This window comes from Chryseobacterium vaccae (assembly GCF_009602705.1).
GTDB classification, from domain to species: Bacteria; Bacteroidota; Bacteroidia; order Flavobacteriales; family Weeksellaceae; genus Chryseobacterium; species Chryseobacterium vaccae.
This window is the reverse complement of the sequence record NZ_VSWH01000001.1, coordinates 5,085,265-5,103,005: the sequence shown is the minus strand read 5'-3', so window position 1 is coordinate 5,103,005 and position 17,741 is coordinate 5,085,265. Positions and strand designations below refer to the sequence as shown.

General features: G+C 36.4%; 10 protein-coding genes. 4 read left to right on the top strand and 6 right to left on the bottom strand.

Features of this window, described 5'->3' with window-relative positions:
- Positions 1-136 precede the first annotated feature (136 nt).
- The 4 genes from FW768_RS23340 to FW768_RS23325 all read left to right on the top strand — a co-directional run bounded on the left by FW768_RS23340 (position 137) and on the right by FW768_RS23325 (position 5,007).
- Positions 137-544 (top strand): acyl-CoA thioesterase, encoded by a 408-nt coding sequence (locus tag FW768_RS23340; protein WP_153399714.1) that lies wholly within the window; start codon positions 137-139, stop codon positions 542-544.
- A 155-nt stretch (positions 545-699) separates the two neighbouring features.
- Positions 700-1,548, top strand: a complete 849-nt coding sequence (gene pheA, locus FW768_RS23335; protein WP_153399712.1) for a prephenate dehydratase — start codon at positions 700-702, stop codon at positions 1,546-1,548.
- A 418-nt stretch (positions 1,549-1,966) separates the two neighbouring features.
- A complete protein-coding gene (locus tag FW768_RS23330; protein ID WP_153399710.1) occupies positions 1,967-2,677 on the top strand; it encodes a hypothetical protein in 711 nt (236 codons plus the stop codon).
- A 113-nt stretch (positions 2,678-2,790) separates the two neighbouring features.
- Positions 2,791-5,007, top strand: coding sequence for a DUF2339 domain-containing protein (locus tag FW768_RS23325; RefSeq protein WP_153399708.1), 2,217 nt, complete (start codon positions 2,791-2,793; stop codon positions 5,005-5,007).
- Positions 5,008-5,026: 19 nt separating this feature from the next.
- On the opposite strand, the gene FW768_RS23320 is transcribed toward FW768_RS23325, so the two are convergent.
- The 6 genes from FW768_RS23320 to FW768_RS23295 are packed head-to-tail and all read right to left on the bottom strand — an operon-like array spanning position 5,027 to position 17,741.
- Positions 5,027-6,313 carry an ATP-binding protein gene (locus FW768_RS23320; RefSeq protein WP_153399706.1) on the bottom strand — a complete coding sequence of 429 codons (1,287 nt, stop codon included), beginning with the start codon at positions 6,311-6,313 and terminating at the stop codon, positions 5,027-5,029.
- A gap of 53 nt (positions 6,314-6,366) precedes the next feature.
- Positions 6,367-9,522: an eCIS core domain-containing protein gene (locus FW768_RS23315; RefSeq protein WP_153399704.1), complete on the bottom strand. Its 3,156-nt coding sequence runs from the start codon at positions 9,520-9,522 to the stop codon at positions 6,367-6,369.
- Between the two features lie 52 nt (positions 9,523-9,574).
- Positions 9,575-11,020: a contractile injection system tape measure protein gene (locus FW768_RS23310; RefSeq protein WP_153399702.1), complete on the bottom strand. Its 1,446-nt coding sequence runs from the start codon at positions 11,018-11,020 to the stop codon at positions 9,575-9,577.
- An 11-nt stretch (positions 11,021-11,031) separates the two neighbouring features.
- A complete protein-coding gene (locus FW768_RS23305; protein WP_153399700.1) occupies positions 11,032-11,658 on the bottom strand; it encodes a hypothetical protein in 627 nt (208 codons plus the stop codon).
- A gap of 24 nt (positions 11,659-11,682) precedes the next feature.
- Positions 11,683-14,661 carry a hypothetical protein gene (locus tag FW768_RS23300; protein WP_153399699.1) on the bottom strand — a complete coding sequence of 993 codons (2,979 nt, stop codon included), beginning with the start codon at positions 14,659-14,661 and terminating at the stop codon, positions 11,683-11,685.
- Positions 14,662-14,672: 11 nt separating this feature from the next.
- Positions 14,673-17,741: a hypothetical protein gene (locus tag FW768_RS23295; protein ID WP_153399697.1), complete on the bottom strand. Its 3,069-nt coding sequence runs from the start codon at positions 17,739-17,741 to the stop codon at positions 14,673-14,675.

The following is a 17,741-nucleotide window of genomic DNA, read 5'->3' as shown; positions in this document are numbered from 1 at the left end:
TATTCTGCCCCGATTAATTCTTTGTTAGTACTGTTTTTAGAAGGAAGACAAAGGTCCAATTTTTTCTTTTTAAAAAAAAATATTGCGGGTATTGATTATTTAAAAATATATTTGTATGTATAATTTATTACTAAAAATGATACACACAACACACTCAATACGAGTACGTTACGGAGAAACAGACCCTATGAAATATGTCTACTACGGCAACTATGCGCAGTACTTTGAAATTGGAAGGGTAGAACTCTTCCGAAGCATAGGAATGTCATACGATGAAATTGAAAACCAAGGAATTTGGCTTCCTGTTTCAGAGTACAAAATTAAGTATTTGAGACCAGCTTTGTATGATCAAAAATTAGAAATTCATACTTATGTAAAAAAAATTCCCGGGGTAAGAATTGAATTTGAGTATGAAATTTACAATGAAGAGATGATAAAAATCACAGAAGCCTCCACTACTCTTTTCTTTCTGGATGCAAAAACAAATAAAATCATCAAGTGTCCGGATGCTTTAATGGAATTGATTGAGGCCAATTGGAAATAATTTACAGATCAAGGAAGATCAGGATAATTACAATATTGAAAAAAGGTATATCATCCTGGTCTTACATTTAAATTTACCTATTCAACATTGAACTCTTTTCTGAAATTAATTTGCACCTTTGCATTTGTATTTTTAATTATACCTTATATATTAATATGAAGATTGCATTTTTGGGGCCTCATGCAAGTTTTACACAGCTTGCAGCCACACAGCTTTTCCCGGATGAAGAATTACTTCCGCAGGCTAATATTTTAGACTGTTTTAGAGCGGTAGACCAGGGAGAAGTTTCAAAAGCTGTTGTACCATTGGAAAACTCTATTGAAGGAACTGTTTCCATGACGCTGGATTATTTATATAAAACACCTTCCATTAAAATAGAAGCAGAAGCGGTAATGCCTATTGCCCACCACCTGATGATTCATCCGGAGAACAGCATAGAGAATCTAGAAAAGATCCATTCCCACCCACAGGCTTTGGCCCAGAGCTTTCATTTTCTGGATACCTATTATAAAGATGTGACGCGGCAGGATTTTTCTTCTACAGCGGCGGCGGCAAAATATGTTTCCGAAAATAAAGATCTAAGGATTGCAGCTGTAGCCAATCAGTTTGCAGCCAATTTATACGGACTGAAAATCATTAACAGAAATATTCAGGATTTTGAACAGAATCATACCCGGTTTATTGTGATCTCCAAACAAGAGAACAACTATCAAAATGACAGATTACAAATTCTTGGAGAGAAATCCGGTATGCTGATCAATCTGCCTGAAGATCATCCGGGAGGACTTCATCAGGTTCTTTCTGTTTTTGCCTGGCGAAAAATGAACCTCAGCAAGATTGAATCCCGAACGTTAAAAACAGGGCTCGGTAATTACTTTTTCTTTATTAATGTAGAAGGCCGGTGGAACAGTATTCTACATGAGAATATTCTTCTGGAGCTTCAATCTATCAACGCTCAAGTTGATTTCCTTGGAAGTTATAATGAATACCTTTTAGAGAGCTAAAAATACACCTTAATTACTCCATCAACACTGCCTTCCGGCAGTGTTTTTTTTTGATTTTGGCACAATTCGGGCCCGGAAGTATCATTTTTGGGGAATTTTCATATGATTTTTTCACCTTTATCTATCTATAAAGCAAGGTCATTGTCCTTATATCCGCATTATTTTATCACAAAACAATGAAATTACTCCACTTTCCATTATTCCAGTTATCATAAACTAACCTCTGATTATCCTTAAGATACAGAGATTTTTATTTTTGAATAGAAATAAATAACTATTTTATGTGTAAAATTTTAACAATATATAAATATATGTTTAAAAAATTAATAGTATATTTAGCATACCTTTAAATATATCACAAAACATAGTGCATTTTTCACTCTATGTAAAAATGAAAACTAATTAAAAAAATTTGCTCATGAAAACTAAAATTTACAGCTTAGCTTTAGCGTTAACTGCTATCAGCGTATATTCCCAAGTTGGGATAAACACAGCTACTCCCTCTGCCACATTAGATGTTAACGGAACTGTAAAAGTAAGGGATATTCCCGCATCCGCTACTCTACCCGGCTACGACATTCTTGCTCTTAACCAGGGAAGTGCCCAGGTATCCAAAGTTGACCCGCAAGTCCTTTTTAACTCTATTTCCAACCCAACTGTATTTGCAGCAAAAAAAACCACAGGGTTCAGTCTTCTGAGTTTACAGATTTTCCCTACAGATTTCAAGGTAATCAACTTCTTAGCTGCAGAAAGAAATATAGGTAGCGGTACCTTATTCTCTGATACGGATTACTCCTATGTCATTCCTTCAACAGGGGTTTATCAGGTGGGATTTTCATTTCGTTACGGAGCTGGAGTACAGGCTGAAGTCCTTGGCACCACAGGTCCGGGAATTGGAATCCTGAGAACAAGAAGTGGTGTTGCCACTCTTATAGACAACCGTACATTCAATGGTATAACTATTCCGCTTGTACTCAGTTTGACCATTTCTGAAGCCGAAGTGTCATCTCTTTACAGCTTCCAAGCCAACGATAGAGTTTCCTTTGGCATTACAGGATCAGGTTTCGTGAGTGCCAACGTATTAGGAACAAGTGTCGGCAACTTTTATATCTATAAAGTATCAAATTAATCAACATACAATTTAATTACTCAACACGGTTAATCCATCACGTCCACAGTGATGGATTAATTTTTGGTATCAGGATCATAAACATTACCTTTATATCTGATAAAAACTAAACGATGAGTGAAACAGTTCTCCTGACTATAATCATTATCGCCGGCATTTCTATTTTTGTCAGCCTGAGTTCCAGAATTAAAAAACTGGAGAATGAGGTTCGTGAGCTGAGTTCCAGACTTGGTAAACCATCCCAGCCAGCCGCTGATACTCAGAAACAGAATGTCACGACCGAAACTCCTCAGGTCAGGGAATATGAAACGCCCAAAAATACGGAATTACAAGAAATTAAAACAGAAGAAACTCCTTCCCTTCCGAGAAAAGACTGGACTGCTCCTGTTTTTGATTTTTTTAAACAAAATATCCTGACGATTCTCGGAATTTTCACTCTGGTTCTTGGTATTGGTTATTTTGTAAAATATGCTATTGACAAGAATTGGATTGGAGAGACTGCAAGAACTCTTATCGGATTTGGTGCAGGTGCAGGAATAATGCTCACCGGCCATTTACTCAAAAAGAACTACGCTGTTTTTGCTTCCATCATTACGGGTGGGGGAATTGCTGTTCTCTATTTCACAACAACGATTGCTTTCAGGGAATACCATCTCTTTTCACAGAATACGGCATTTATCATCACCTCACTGATCACCCTGCTGTCTATTCTGCTTTCCTATCGCTATAACAGCGAAATACTAATTATTTTTTCAATGATTGGCGGTTTTTCCGCTCCTTTAATGATCAGTACAGGCCAGAGCAACTACCCTTTCCTTTTTACGTATCTCAGTCTTTTGAATACAGGAATGCTTGCTGTGGTTTTTCTTAAGCACTGGAAAAGTGTAGGATGGACAGCTTATATTTTCACCAGTATCTATCTTTTTTATTGGACTACTGATCATCCTGAGCTGTTGAGCATTGTCTTTTATATGATCAGCTATATTATTTTTTACATTTTTGCCCTTCAGGAATATCTTAAGAAAAATACGCTGGCGGTGTCCGGAATACTGATGCTTGTTTTAATTAACTTTTCCAGTCTTACGGGTCTCATCTATATTTTTAATGAGTTACACTATGAACCTGCTATTATTTTCCCGATTGTTTTTGCTCTTTTAAATGGTATTTTGCTTTTCAGGGAATATGGAAAGAAAAGCTTTGGTACTGCTTATTCTGTTTTTGCAGGAATTACGATCAGTCTCATCACTCTGGCCATTGCTGTTCAATTTAAAACACATCTTATCACCAGTGTTTGGGCCATAGAAGCCACTTTACTGCTTTTTATCTGGAAAAAAACTGGGCACAGAATTTTCAAAACCTGCTTTTATATTCTGTTTCCTTTGGTGATTATCGCGCAGATCACGACCTGGTCAGCCTACTTTAATAACAGTACGATGAGCATTGTTTTCAATCCGGTATTTCTGACGAGTCTTGTCACTGTTGCCTCAACCATCATCAATCTGTTTCTGCTAAAAAATACCCGCCAGGAAGGAAAACAGGCTGACCCTTTTTTCGAAAATGTTTTTGCACTGACCAGTTATGGTATTATCTATATTGCCCTTCTTCTCGAAATCACTTATCACATGTCTGATATGCCATGGGCTGCGATTACCAGCACCGGGCTTCTGTTCAGCATTTATTATATTTTCGTCTTATTGTTATTCAGAAAAAAACTGGATATTGACAAGGATATTCAGACCGGAATGATCTATCTGTTTCTTTTTCTTTTGGCTGCCCAAGCTTCTTTCTCTATGTCGGCGGTAGTAACTGCGGTTTTGCAAAAGAAACTTACTTACGGGTTTTATCTGATCCATTTCCTGCATTGGATCCCCTTGATTTATATCTACCGAAATGCTGCTCCTGAAACAGGTTTCTATAAAACAAAACTGTCTTACTGGGTTATTTCGGCCACTCTCGTTATTGCAGTAAGCTGCGGATTGTATCACATCTATATTTTGGGAACTGTGCGGGATCTTTCCCGTTCCTATGAAGCACAAGAACATTTCAGCATGCTCTATCTTCCCATTATCTGGACTATTCTTGCCTGTATTTTCATTTACACCGGTCTGAGAAGAAATAGTTCCGAATACAATAAAATCGGTTTTACTCTCATTGGAATCATGATTTTAAAACTTTACGGTCATGATGTCTGGGAAATGGACAATGTATCGAGAATTATAGCTTTTATCATCCTGGGGGTTCTCCTGCTTCTGGGGTCATTTACTTTCCAGAGGCTGAAAAATATTATTAAAAACATGGTTGACCAAAAAGATGATGACGTGAAAGAATAAATTGTGGGAAGTCATCGCCTTAATCGGATAAATGATTAAATGTTTTTTCTACTTTTTGAAATTCAATTTCAATCCCTTTTACCAGGAATACATTTTTAAGAACTGAATCATTCTGATCAATGGCTTGCAGGCAAGCATAAGCAATGGCAGAAACGATCTGAGCACCCGTTAATTCATACTTTTCTGCAATTTTATATACTATATCCGGGTCTTCCAAAGGAATATATGACGGGATGATTTTTCTCCATAATAAGGCTCTTTCTTCTATATCGGGTCTGCTGTATTGAATTAAGCAGTTAAATCTTCTGAGAAAAGCATCATCTATGTTATTTTTAAAATTGGTGGTGAGAATGATTAATCCGTTAAAGTTTTCCACTCTCTGGAGCAGGTAGCTCACCTCCTGATTGGCATACCGGTCATTGGAAGATTTGGTCTGGGTACGTTTTCCAAAGAGCGCATCTGCTTCATCAAAAATTAAAATCCAGTTTTTATTTTCTGCCTGTGTAAATATTTTTTCCAGATTTTTCTCTGTTTCTCCAATATATTTTGAAACAATCTGCGACAAATCTACCCGGTAAACTTCCCTGCCGAATTCTTTTCCCAATAAAGCAGCCGTTAATGTTTTCCCTGTTCCGGAAGGCCCGTAAAACAAAGCTCTGTATCCCGGAAGAATATGCTTACCCATTCCCCAGCTTTCTTTCAATATCTGATGATGTTTTACCCAGAGTCTCATCTGCTGAATCTGATCCTGTATTGAAGGACTAACTACAAGATCTTCCCATTCTAAGGAAGTAAACACCTCTTTCGCAGGAAAATCCGGACTGAATTTAGGTTTTAATTTTTCACCGTATAATAATAAATGGACTATTTCAGGTTTTAAAATAAGTCTTCCACTCATTAAAGGCTCACCTTCTTTTACAAAATCCAAGGCAAGGATCTGATCTTTGAAAAACCAATGAGAAGTTTCAAAAAACTGCTGAATTCTTAAACGCTGTTCAATATTATCATTCGCTAAAATATATTGTACTGTTTCTCCTGTTGGCATCATTCCTCTATGGTTTTCTAAGCGTATTCCTCCCAATTCGGGAAATTCCCCTCCTTCCGGATGAACTTCTTTAATGATGTCATCAAAAAAATGGGGCAATATGTGAGGAACCAATGCGATTAATAGGATCACAGCTTCTTCATGCATGATCTCTCTTTGCAAAACATCTGAAAATGAGTTCCCGAAATCATATTCTTCCTGAGCGTCTTCCAAAGAAAGAAGCTGTTGAATAATATAGGATTTTAATATTTTAAAAGGCATTTTTTTGTTGTTTGTTGGTGAGTTTCCAGCATTATATTATACAGGATTCAAGACTATTTCTTTTTTTCATCTCCTGTTTTACCTACCGTATCTTTGGTCATGCTTTCTGAATCCAGTTTAGGTTCGATGATCTTAAAATCATTAATAGACGGATATTTGAACGGTTCATTTGAAGCATACCTGATGGGCAGGCTTACTCCAACATTGAGACCCGGAGGTGAGTAAGAAAACTGTTTAAGCAGCCAGCTTTTTTCCCAGTGCCCAAGGTAGCCTCCTGCTACATTAGCTTCTACAACCCCTTCTATATTCAAGAGTAAAATTAGGGCTAAAAGGGCAGCCAGATTGGAATTTACAACAAATATTCCGTTAGCATACTCCAACGTTAGTGTTGAATTCACCCCGGCATTCAGCCTCATAATTCCTGTTAGTCTTATCCCCCCTTTAAGGTTAGCAATAAGCGCATCAAGCACAATACTCGCTTGAATAGAAGCTGAGAGTTCTGCAAATGCAGTAATATTCAAAGTAGTAGAAAATTTAAAGGACGGATTTTTATCATCTTCAAAAGGATTAAACTGGGCTTCCACTTCAATGTTTCTGAGTTCTGCTGGGCCTATTCCCGCTTTGAACATGGAAACGAGTTTTATTTCTAACTGTATGCCGATAGGTCCTGCTGAAACTCCTGGTAATGGAAAGCTTTTCGCTTGATTCAACAGTGTTTTTTCGAATTTTTTACCGGTAAATAAAGTGTAAGGTTTCAGTACTTTGATCTTTCCTTTTACCGTAAATTTGCCGTTTTCATCAAAAATAATTCCGGCTGTTCCTTCAATATCTTTTTTCAGCTGTACCGTAATATTTCCTTCTCCTGAAAGGTTACCGTTGGGGCTTAGTTTTACTTTGGCATTTCCTTTTATTTTTCCTTTAGTGACATCCAGGGTTCCATCTCCTGAAATTTTTCCGTCATCATATTTTATTTTAATATGCCCTTTAAATGATTTGTATGTAAAGCCTGACTCTCCGGTTCCGGTAAGTTTATTTTTATTTAAATCATAAAGAATATCTAAGGTTACATCATTTATTTTAGGAACAGAAATTGTTGTTTTTCCTTTGATTAACCAGTTATTATTGGCATACTGTACTTTTATGTTTGTATTTTTAGTACGCGGAATATCTAAATCTATATTTCCTGTGGCTTCCACTTTTCCGTCTCTGTAAGTGGCTTCAATGTTTCCTCCTTTTAAGAATTTATTGTTTTTTGAGGTTATTTTTGCATTGACACTGGCCAGCAAAGAATATTTGTTATCTATTTTTTTATATTCAATTTTTGTTTTGGCTTCGTCTACATTGGGGATAAAAAACTCGCCATCTCCTTTGGCAAAAAATCCTGAAGTATCTACCCCGGCATCTATTTTTCCTTTCATAAGAGGCTTTTTCTCGTTACCTACCGCAAATGAAATGCTTCCCTGAACCTGAAAATCGGGGAAAAGGTTCAATGAAATATTAGACTCTGTAACCTTTAAGCCTTTGATGGGAGATGTAATTTTGATGTCTTTGGCTATTTTAAACTCATCTTTAGAGAAATAAATATCCAGCTCTTTGATAAATTTAACGGTAGGGAATATTTTCGCTGTTCCGGAAATTTCTCCATTGGTTTCTTTTAATGAAGTGATTTTACCGGGGCTTAAATAGGGGTAATAAAATTTAATCGCACTAGTCTTTTTTTCTGCGGGTGAAAATTTTAAATTATTTTCTGCATCTGCCTTTAAATTAAAATTTTCTAAATTGCTCTGCATCTCAATAGGCAGTTTCCGGGTTCCCGTCTGAGGGTTAAAATTGCTTTCAAATTCTTTTCCTTTTTTACCTATATTTTTAATAAGAATAAGAGGAATAAACCTTGCAAAACTCTTGTTAATCGTAGAAGGTGTCAGTTCGTCAAATTTATCCTGTTTAAGCTTTTCATCTTCTACCTCTGCATCGGCAGGATTGGCTCCTGCTTTAAACTGTAATTTGCCTTTTTTAATCTCTTTCTTCCCTTTCAGGGCCTGCAGCTTAGTTTCCAGAGGAAATTCTATCCCGTTGATATCCGGAAAAGCGGTTCCTGTAAAAGCAACCGACTGAATGTTGACTTTCAGCTGCTGGGTTGATGTTTTATAATAATTGGCGGGTTTAGCACTTTTAAATTCTTCAGTAATCTTTCCGATTGTTTCATTAATTGCCCTCCCGGATTTCTGGTTAGGATCACTGGGCAAAATCTGCAGATTGTCTATACCATCACTTCCCGCTAGCTGTAATTCAATAATATGATCGATATTGTTTGTCCATTTTTTATAAATTTCAGCTCCATCGTTGATGTCTTTCTGATCTAAAGAAGCTTTTACAGAATAATACAATTTCTTCTGATCTTTATCAAGCTGGGTGGCGTCTATATTATCCCAGGTCACTTTAGTTTTCCATTTATTCACCAGGTCTTGGCGTCTTGTATCATGAAATGTTCTTTTATTATTGGCATTGCTTAAATCAACCACCGAAAAAAGCTGTCCGACATAGGCATCATATTTATCTTTTACATTGCCTTTGTCTCTTGGCAGATCAAAGTCTGTTACATTAATGTTGATCAACTCTCCTGCCGGCGCTTCTTTCACGGTTCCGTCTTCATTTTTTTCAATAGTGTATCTGTAAATCTTATTGTTTGCAGAATGATTCTGAATGACATGGATGATTTCATGGAGAAGAATTTTCTTTCCCTGAACGGTATTCATATTAAATTCTCCAACATTAAAAACAATATGATTTTTATAGGTAAATGCCCTCGCATTGATGCTTTCTGCTGCTATATTCGCTTTTCTGTCGGTATGGATTTTTATATCTGACCAATGATAAGAAAAATACCGTCCAACATAACGTATGGCTTCATCAGGTAAATTACTGCCTGATTCCTGCAAAACGTCTTCTACTAATTCAGGAGCATCAAAGTCATCATTTTCATCTTTGGTTTCGTCTTTGATTTTCCTGTTGATCCGGCTTTCATTATGGGATGAAAATAAATGAGAATTATTTTTTTCGAGTGAACTCAAAACAGAATCTGCTTCTTTTTCCTTAGGATCATTTTTAGAAGCAATTTTTAAGGGTGAGCTTTTCTTGGCAAAAAAAGAATTTTTCTTGCTGTTCTGAGTTTTCGGGCCTGTCTGTTTCTGTTTTTCAGCTTGTTCCATCTCAATTGATTTTCAGGTTATTTTCGTTTTCTCATTCCATTTTCACTGCTGGCTAGGAATTCCAGTAAACCATCAGAAATTCTTCCATCCAGGGGGTCCGGATCATCCCTGTTCCCCATGGTAAGCTGTCTAATAAAATATCTACTCCTTTTTCTTCTACCCAAAGCTCTGCAGAATGAGTTTCTGATACCGACAGCTTTCCGGCTCTCTGTAAAAAAGTTTCTCTGAGCGCTTCTGTTGATGTACCTTTCAGTACATTCCAATGCTCAATAACAGCGGATAATAAATCTTTACAGATTTCTTTCTCTTTCCTGCTGATCTTTTGTTTTGTATTGACCACGATTTCTATGGGAAAACCGCACATCAATTTGTTTAAAACCAGTTCATTTTCAAAGAAAACTTCCTGCCCCGTAACTAAATATTGGGTTAATAAAACGGCTTTGTGCTGGCTTTGTTTATTCTTCCAGACTTCTTCTTCACACAAATTCAGTTTTTGAAAAAGATTGGGAAGAAACGGATGCAGAATAACCAGTCCGGCATTGTCTATATAGATGCCGGAAGACGGTAAAACCAGTTTACCGGTTCCTGGCTCTTTATTGATTAAAACATCACGAACAGCTGCTTTGTTTTCCTTATCAACATTACCAGTACTTTTCTGTGTACCGGAATTTTGATTTTTATTCTGTTCTTTTTTCAAGCCTTTATTTTGTAATTTTTCATGCTGGTTGTCAATTCGTTCTTCTTTATTTTTCTTATTTTCTTCCGGATCCTTTTGATCTGATTTTTTATAACTTTCAGCACTCTCCCGCTCATTGGACGGAAAGTCTTTTTTCTTCGGGGTTTCAGAAAATAATTCCAAGCTTTCAATCCAGGCCTGAAGCTCTTCTACTGAAGAAAATTTCAATGGTGAACTAAAAAAAATGATTAAAGACTCAGTCATTGAATACTTTGAAATTTCAGTGCTTATTCTCTGTTTAAAAGAATCGTTCGTGTTAAAATAATACCTGATGATTGTATTTCTGTTTTCAAAGAAAAGTTCAATGATTTTTCTAATAAATTCTTTGGAAATTTCAACTGCCTCAACAATTTCATCTATATTTTTCGAGTATGAATTTTCTCTGATCATTCCTGTTTTTAAATAATCAAAAAATAGCGTCTCAGCATATTTTCCCTGTGATTCCCATCCGAAGTTTTCTAATTTTTCTTCTGATGCATTCAATTCCAAAACGGGGAAATGATCTTTGAGATATTCTTCAATCCGGGATAAAGTCTGGGCTACAAGTTCTTTTTCCCAGTCTTTTGGGGAAATTACCGGAAGATCTACTGATAAACACTCTATTTCCCATTCGTAATTTTCTATTGAATACCGGCTTAAAATGAGTTCCAGTTTCGGATAAAAATCTTTCTCCAACACATCAGATAAAGTATTTTGGACCTCTTTTCCTAATGATAAAGAGCTGCATTGAATATCTATTGTATGTTTTTGAAGAAGGTGCATAGTATTTAAAATTATTTTTTAATAAAAGCATCGAGTATATTTTCACCCTCATTGGCAACCCTGGTAGCATCTTTTTTATTTTTAGTATTTAAATACATATCATTTATAATCGTATTTTCTTTATAATTTAAAGCGATAGATGTTGAAACGAATGCATTATTGTCATTCAGTGACAGACCTATGACAACAAAATATCTTTTGATTTTATCAGTTTCAATAGTCAGGGCAATTGTAAAGGGAGTTTCGTCAATTTTTTCAAATACAACAATTGGAACTTTAAAAACTAAGAGATCATATCTTTTCTCTTTTCCTGAATACATATAAAGAGGTATAAAACCTGAAAGTAAATTATACTCTTCTTCTGTTAATTCAATTTTAATCTGGTTTCCTTCACCTTCCCGAACTTTATGAAAAATAAAATATAAACTACATGAATAATTTTTCACTCCCTTAAATGAATAAAAATATCGTGAAGTTTTAGTATCTATTATTGTATCCGGAGCTATTTCAAAACCCTCCAGATTATTTTCTGTATAATTCAATAAATCAGTAAGTACAGCCCGTACTTCTGCTGCGGTGTTGTTTCCTCCATCGGTAATTCCTGCTATTTTTGCTTCTACCTGCGCTCTTGTTGCCATGATCTTTGTTTTTAGTTGTGATTATTATTGTTGAGTATCAAAATCTTTATCATTAAAATCAGGGTAATTAAAATCTCCGACTTTCACGATGATTTGTTGTGTATTTGGGCAGATTCCGCCCAGCTGTTTAATATTTACGGTAAACATTTTCACTTTTTCGTTGAACGGGAAAGTGTGTGCCACTACTTTTTTATCGGTCGTTATTTTGTCTGACTGATCTCCAAAATCAATCTCATATTGCTTTTTATCCTTCTGGTCTGCATTGATCAGTTCAAAAGCTGCTGCATTCTGAGAATTTCTTACTGCATTCCAATTGGTTATATTTTTAGGTTCAGAAATTTCAATTTCTAAGGTGTTGCTCAGTTCCCCTTCACTTTCATATTGTAAGGTATATTTTCCTTCTTTTTTGATGGAAGTGTGGCCAGGCTTTAAAAAGTATTTATCACTTTTCTGAACTACCGCTCCTTTTGCCGTGCCTGAAAAAGTTCCGCCAGATTTTCCTTTTATGATAATTTCATATTCTTTATCGTCTGTGTTGCAGTATTGTAATGTCTTCAATGCAATAGATAGAGGTTCGGTTTTTTCAATTTTAATCTCAATGGCACTGCCTTCTCCACAGCAGAGATAAGGAAGGAAAAAATCTGCGATCACCAATTGCTGATTGGGAATATCTGAAGAGGTACCTACCTGAAACTGTATGGCATGAGACAGATTTTTCAATAAATAAGTCTTCATCTCTTTGGTGTAGGCCGGAGACATATTAAGGTCCGCCAGTTTCAGGATATTGGCTTTGATGTTTTCGGTTTCTTGTTTGCATTTATCGAGCTCTTCTATGGGTGGAGCAATAATCTGGGTGGTATAATCTTTAAAATTGATGCTCGCTTTAATTTCCTGTTTTATACTTACCGGAACCTGTGTAAAATTCTCCTGATAGCTGGTGAGCAAAGTCAGCAGCTGAGTGTAAGGCAGGATTGGTTTTACCGCTTTAAAAATGGTGGAATCTACATAGACAAGGATAAAGGTTCCGCCTTTGGTAACGCCGGCTTTATGCTCTATTCCCGGATGCTTCTGAATAAAAGTAGAGAAGAAAATATCTTTGTAAATCTTCTGCCATCGGATTTGGGCTTCCTCATAAATTACGGCAAACGGATCTTCTAAGAAGAGTTCATTAATATCATCAAATCTGTCAATCAGATCTTCGGCTGCCGTTGATAAAGTAGGTTTTGTAAACTGAATACACCATCTGTGAATGAGGAAAGTCTGGTTCAGCTGTTTGAAAACCTGATTAAAGCTAACAAAATTGGGAAGGAAATCTTTTAAATCATTCGGCAGCAGGTTTTTAATCTGGCTTAAAATGCTTTTTAAGTTATCAATGCTTTCTGCCGCCAATAATTTTTGCTTTACCAGGGTTACTTTATTATTCGTAATCCAGTTAACCACAAATTCTGTGATATTATATAATCTTTTTCTGGCCAGATCATAATCGGTCTCCAGATCATCCCATCTCCCTTCAAATTTTGAGATGTCCAGTATTTTCCCTGTAAAATCCGTAGCATTCAAAGCCGTGATTTTAAAGGGAAGGCTGTAGCTGTTCTTCAGAATATTCAGTTCTTCCGCCACCTCGGTATATTTTCTGCCCAGATGCCCTTCAATATTGAAAAAATTAAACTTTTCAAGATCATAAAGCAAAGGTTTTTTCACCGTATCCAAATGGGTATAATTGGTAGTTTCCGAATGATAGGAAAGAATTTCTTTATTTTTATTTTTAATTGTTTTTCCAGGACTCCATTTTCTGTTGAGTTCTAAAATATGGTCATAATAATAGGGAATTGATTTTTTGGAAAGCGGAATATCTCCGTAAACAGAAGGCGTCACTTTAATACCGTTATTCTGTATTTTCCAGAATCTGATCAGATGAACCAGCCTTTCAAACAACAGGGACAGCTCTTTTCTTTTCCGATTGTTTTTTAAAGACGTATTTTGGGTTGAGAAAAACGGAGTTCTGTAATTCGGATTATTACTATTTACCTGTCCTAATACGACATGGAAAGGAAACAGGATTTCATCCACACAACACAGGGACGGGTTCTGCTCATTAAATGCTATGATTTCATTGTAGGCAGAAGCAATATCTGATATCCAATCCCATAAATACTGAACATTGATACTGTTTTTATGGGCATTAATAGTCGTTTCCAGAGTGGTTTTAGGATTATCCAGGATATTAAAATCAACGATATTGCTGATTATTGACTGGTATTTTTTGTAAGCCAGACTTATTTTATCTGAAATACTGCTGATTACGGAGTCAGACAGATTCTTTTTAAATTCATTTAAAACATCGGAACCTGTTACCAGCGGACTATAAGGAACATTATATCTCGGCAGTGAAATTTTCTCCAGATTCACAGCTCCCGGATATTCCGGAAACAGATAAGCGTTTAACTGATTCACTGAAACCAGTAATGGTCTTATTTTAAATTCTATTCTTTTTCCCTTATCATCACAGTTTGTTGTCACACAATTCTTCTCGTCAATCAGTGAGGTTTCCAGAAGGAGAATGACTATTTTATCTTTGAAGAATTGATCAGGAATGGTTATCCTGTCTACTTCCAGTGTATTGGTAGGTAAAAGCTCTATGGAATTTTTTAACGGTTCATATTTCTGGGCATGAGGTAAGGTAAGATCCAGATATTCTCCATCAATAAATTTAGGTGCTAAAAAATCAGCAGATAGTTCTACGGGATGATAATAGCTGAAAGTTTTTTCTTCCCAATTGATCTGATACCCTAAGGAAGTAATGGCTGTACCGCAGCTTATGGTGATCTGATTGGGCTGTGGCTGCGAAATTTCCAAACCACAGACAATGCCAATACCAATGCCTCCGACCCGGGTAAGCCGGTCTTGTTCTTCAAGGTAACTTATAGCGCGATTCAGGTGTTTCTGGCTTAAAACCTGGTCGGCTTCAAAAACAGGATATTTGGAAGGATTTTGAGTTTTCATGATAGTAAATTTTAAAGAGTTCCTAATGAGGTGTTACCTAATACAATCGGGTTGGTGGTTTCGCTGAGCTTACAGTCATATAAATTTCCTTCGGGATAAATGGTGTTGAGCTCACTGAGTCTTTTTATCAGCTCTTTATGATGCTGGCTAAAAATGAAAAAGTCTTTTTTAATTAAGGTTTTACTGCAGTATTTAAGCCTGAAATGTCTGTAGTTTTCTATCCAGTTCTTATACGCTTTCTGGAAATTCAGCATATCCTCATATCCTACCCAGCAAATTTTCAATAAAACATGAGCGGGAGCTTCCTGGCGGAAAATCTGTTCTGCATATCTTCTGAAAGTCATATTTTTAAATCTCGACAAATATCCCGGCAAAACGATGGTTGCTTTGAAGGAATAGGGATCGTTATTAGCTTCGTCTTTACAGTCATCTTTTAAGCAGACGGACAGTAGATCTTCTTCGTCATGATTAAATGGTGGAAAAGGTCTGAGTAAAATATGCTCCAGGCAGTAGAAGTTTTCATAGGCTTCATTCAGAGCCTGAATCAACTGATACAAAAATTTTGAGGCTTCGTCATAGCTTTTGAAGGTTTTATCTATGGTCGCTATTTTTTTAGGATCATTGCCTAAATAGATGAAAAAGCGGTCTTCTTTTTCTTTCTTTTTGGTGATTTTATTCGTAACAGTATACGTTCGTTTATCAATGAAATAAACCTCTGTATTCAATAAATTCTGCTGTGTCCATTTCCATTTTTCTTCTAAATCTACTGAAGGCTTAACAATTTCACAGACTACTGACTTCTGATCAATTTTCACAGGTAGTGTCCATTGGGTCTGAACCTCATCTTCTGTAGCAATATCTCTTAATCCGAGATTATTAATTCCCAGTAATCTTGCTGTCCTTTTTTCATAACCTCCTCTGTGGTCGCCTTTCCAAAAGTCCTGATAATTAAACTCATCGCCATTAATTTTCGCATTGAGATAATCGATTCCCAGCCCTCTTTCGGAGCTTATTTCTGCATAATTTTTTAAGAATGCTTCTTTATCCTGAATCAGGTCATGAGGCTGAAAAGACATTTCTCCCATTCCTCCAGAATCCTGACTTACTTTGTACATCATAAATACATAGTCATTAAAGCTTTCACTGAAACGTGCCATCAAATGATCTAAAGCCCGGTTTCGTCTGTCATTAAAAACCGTTTGTGATTCTTCCAGGGATATATCAAACTCAGATTCTCCGTTTAATAACGCGTTTTTAAAATCGGTTCTGTACACTTCTTTTGCATAGAAATCTTTTCCTGTTTTCGGGTTTTTATCCAGATAATTCGGGAAATAAGTATATGATATGGGATCTGTCCCTAAAATGTTCTTCGCCTGATACAGCTGGCTGAAAAAATCTGCCAGCAGCTGATCGTAAAAATGGAGATATGCCTTTAGCTGTTTCACCTGAGCTTTTCTTTTTTCGGGAGCTTTATCTGAAATTTCGTTAGCTCCCAAGCCGTAATTCACCGGAAATTCTTCCTGAATGCTGTAATATTCATTCAATTGGTAAAACTGTCCTTTGGGTACAGGCAAATCGCTCTGAACAGAATAGAGTTTGTAATTTCTGATCTGGGCTTTAAGCTGCTGTACTTTCTGGTCAACCATCATCTGACTGTTTTCGGATAAGAGAAAAGGAATATTTTTCTGAAACAGCAGTATTTTTGATTTTCCGGCAGAAAATAAAGGTTTCTCTTCTCCGGACAGATGAAGACACCATTTTTGGTTCATACTTCCGGTAATCGGCTGTCCCAAAGAATTATAAGCAGTCATCAGAAGGTTTTCCACAGAGGCTATACCTTTAATTTCCATGATAGCAGCAATAATGTCCGAAGCATGAATACTTCCCGGAAGCCGGGCTTTCCGAAGTTCATCATCATTAAGAAAACCGTGTTCTAATTTGGGACCTAAAAATATTTCAGTGGAAGATAATCCCTGCTCCATTAATTGTGAAAGCGTGTAAAAACGAACCGGAGGATTGAGGATCTTTTCAATCGCCATCTGGATCTGAGCCATTGCTTCTACGGCATTTGTTTCAGCTTCCAGTTCCACATCAACGCAGAAGCTTATTTCAACACTTTTGATGGTTTCAACACACAGGAAATCTTCTGTAAGATTTCGGTTTTGATGTAGTTTTTGCTGAATATTTCTAAAAGTTCTGTCAACGGTTGTTTTTTTGTCTTTCATCAAAGTAATGAACTCACAAATTGGCTTTTCTGTACTGAAATGGTCCTTTACCAACTGAAGTTCATTCAGATCAAAAGGTTCTATCGTAAATTTTAAAATATCATTGATCTGGGTTGTTCTTTCAACAGTAACAACGACAGTATTATTTTTTATTTCTACTTTTTTATTTTTTATTTTGAAGGGTTTATCCATTTTGCTCAGGAGGAATGCTTTAGGATCATTCCATGAAGAAAAATCAGGGGTAATGTTGACCTGCACCCAGCGTGAGGAACTTAAAAATGCAAACTTAAGTTCTGTGGTATTGAGATCTCCGAGAACCAGATCTTCATCCAGCTCCACTATGATTTTATTTAAACCTCTTACAGACAGCTGCTCCAGCGATTTATTGTTTTTATCCTTGGATTCAAAGCTTAATTTATCTGATAAAACATTGATATATACTTTTTGCTCCGCCGGATGAGGCAGATGATATCCCAATGTATCGGTTTCTTTTCGTGAGGCCAGATACCAGGCATTGGCAACTCCTTCAATATCAATCAGGAGCTTTCTGTAGTCCAGTTCCGTTAATGCCGCATTGGTCATTATTTCTCTTGCGGTAAAAAACGATCCGTTCAGGATTTGCCCACCGGAGCTGGTCAGAAGATCTTTCATATCAAAATCTGTTCTGTATCCTAATTCTGTGATCACATAAGAAAGCACCTCCAGAATGGTGATTCCCGGATCATGCGCGTTATAATCTGTCCAGAAAGTATTTCCCAGCTTTTCGATATGCTTTAATCCTTCTTTTCGCAGAAAATCATAATCCTGTGAAGGTTTCAGCACTCTTTCTGACGGTATGTAATATTCGGGATTCAT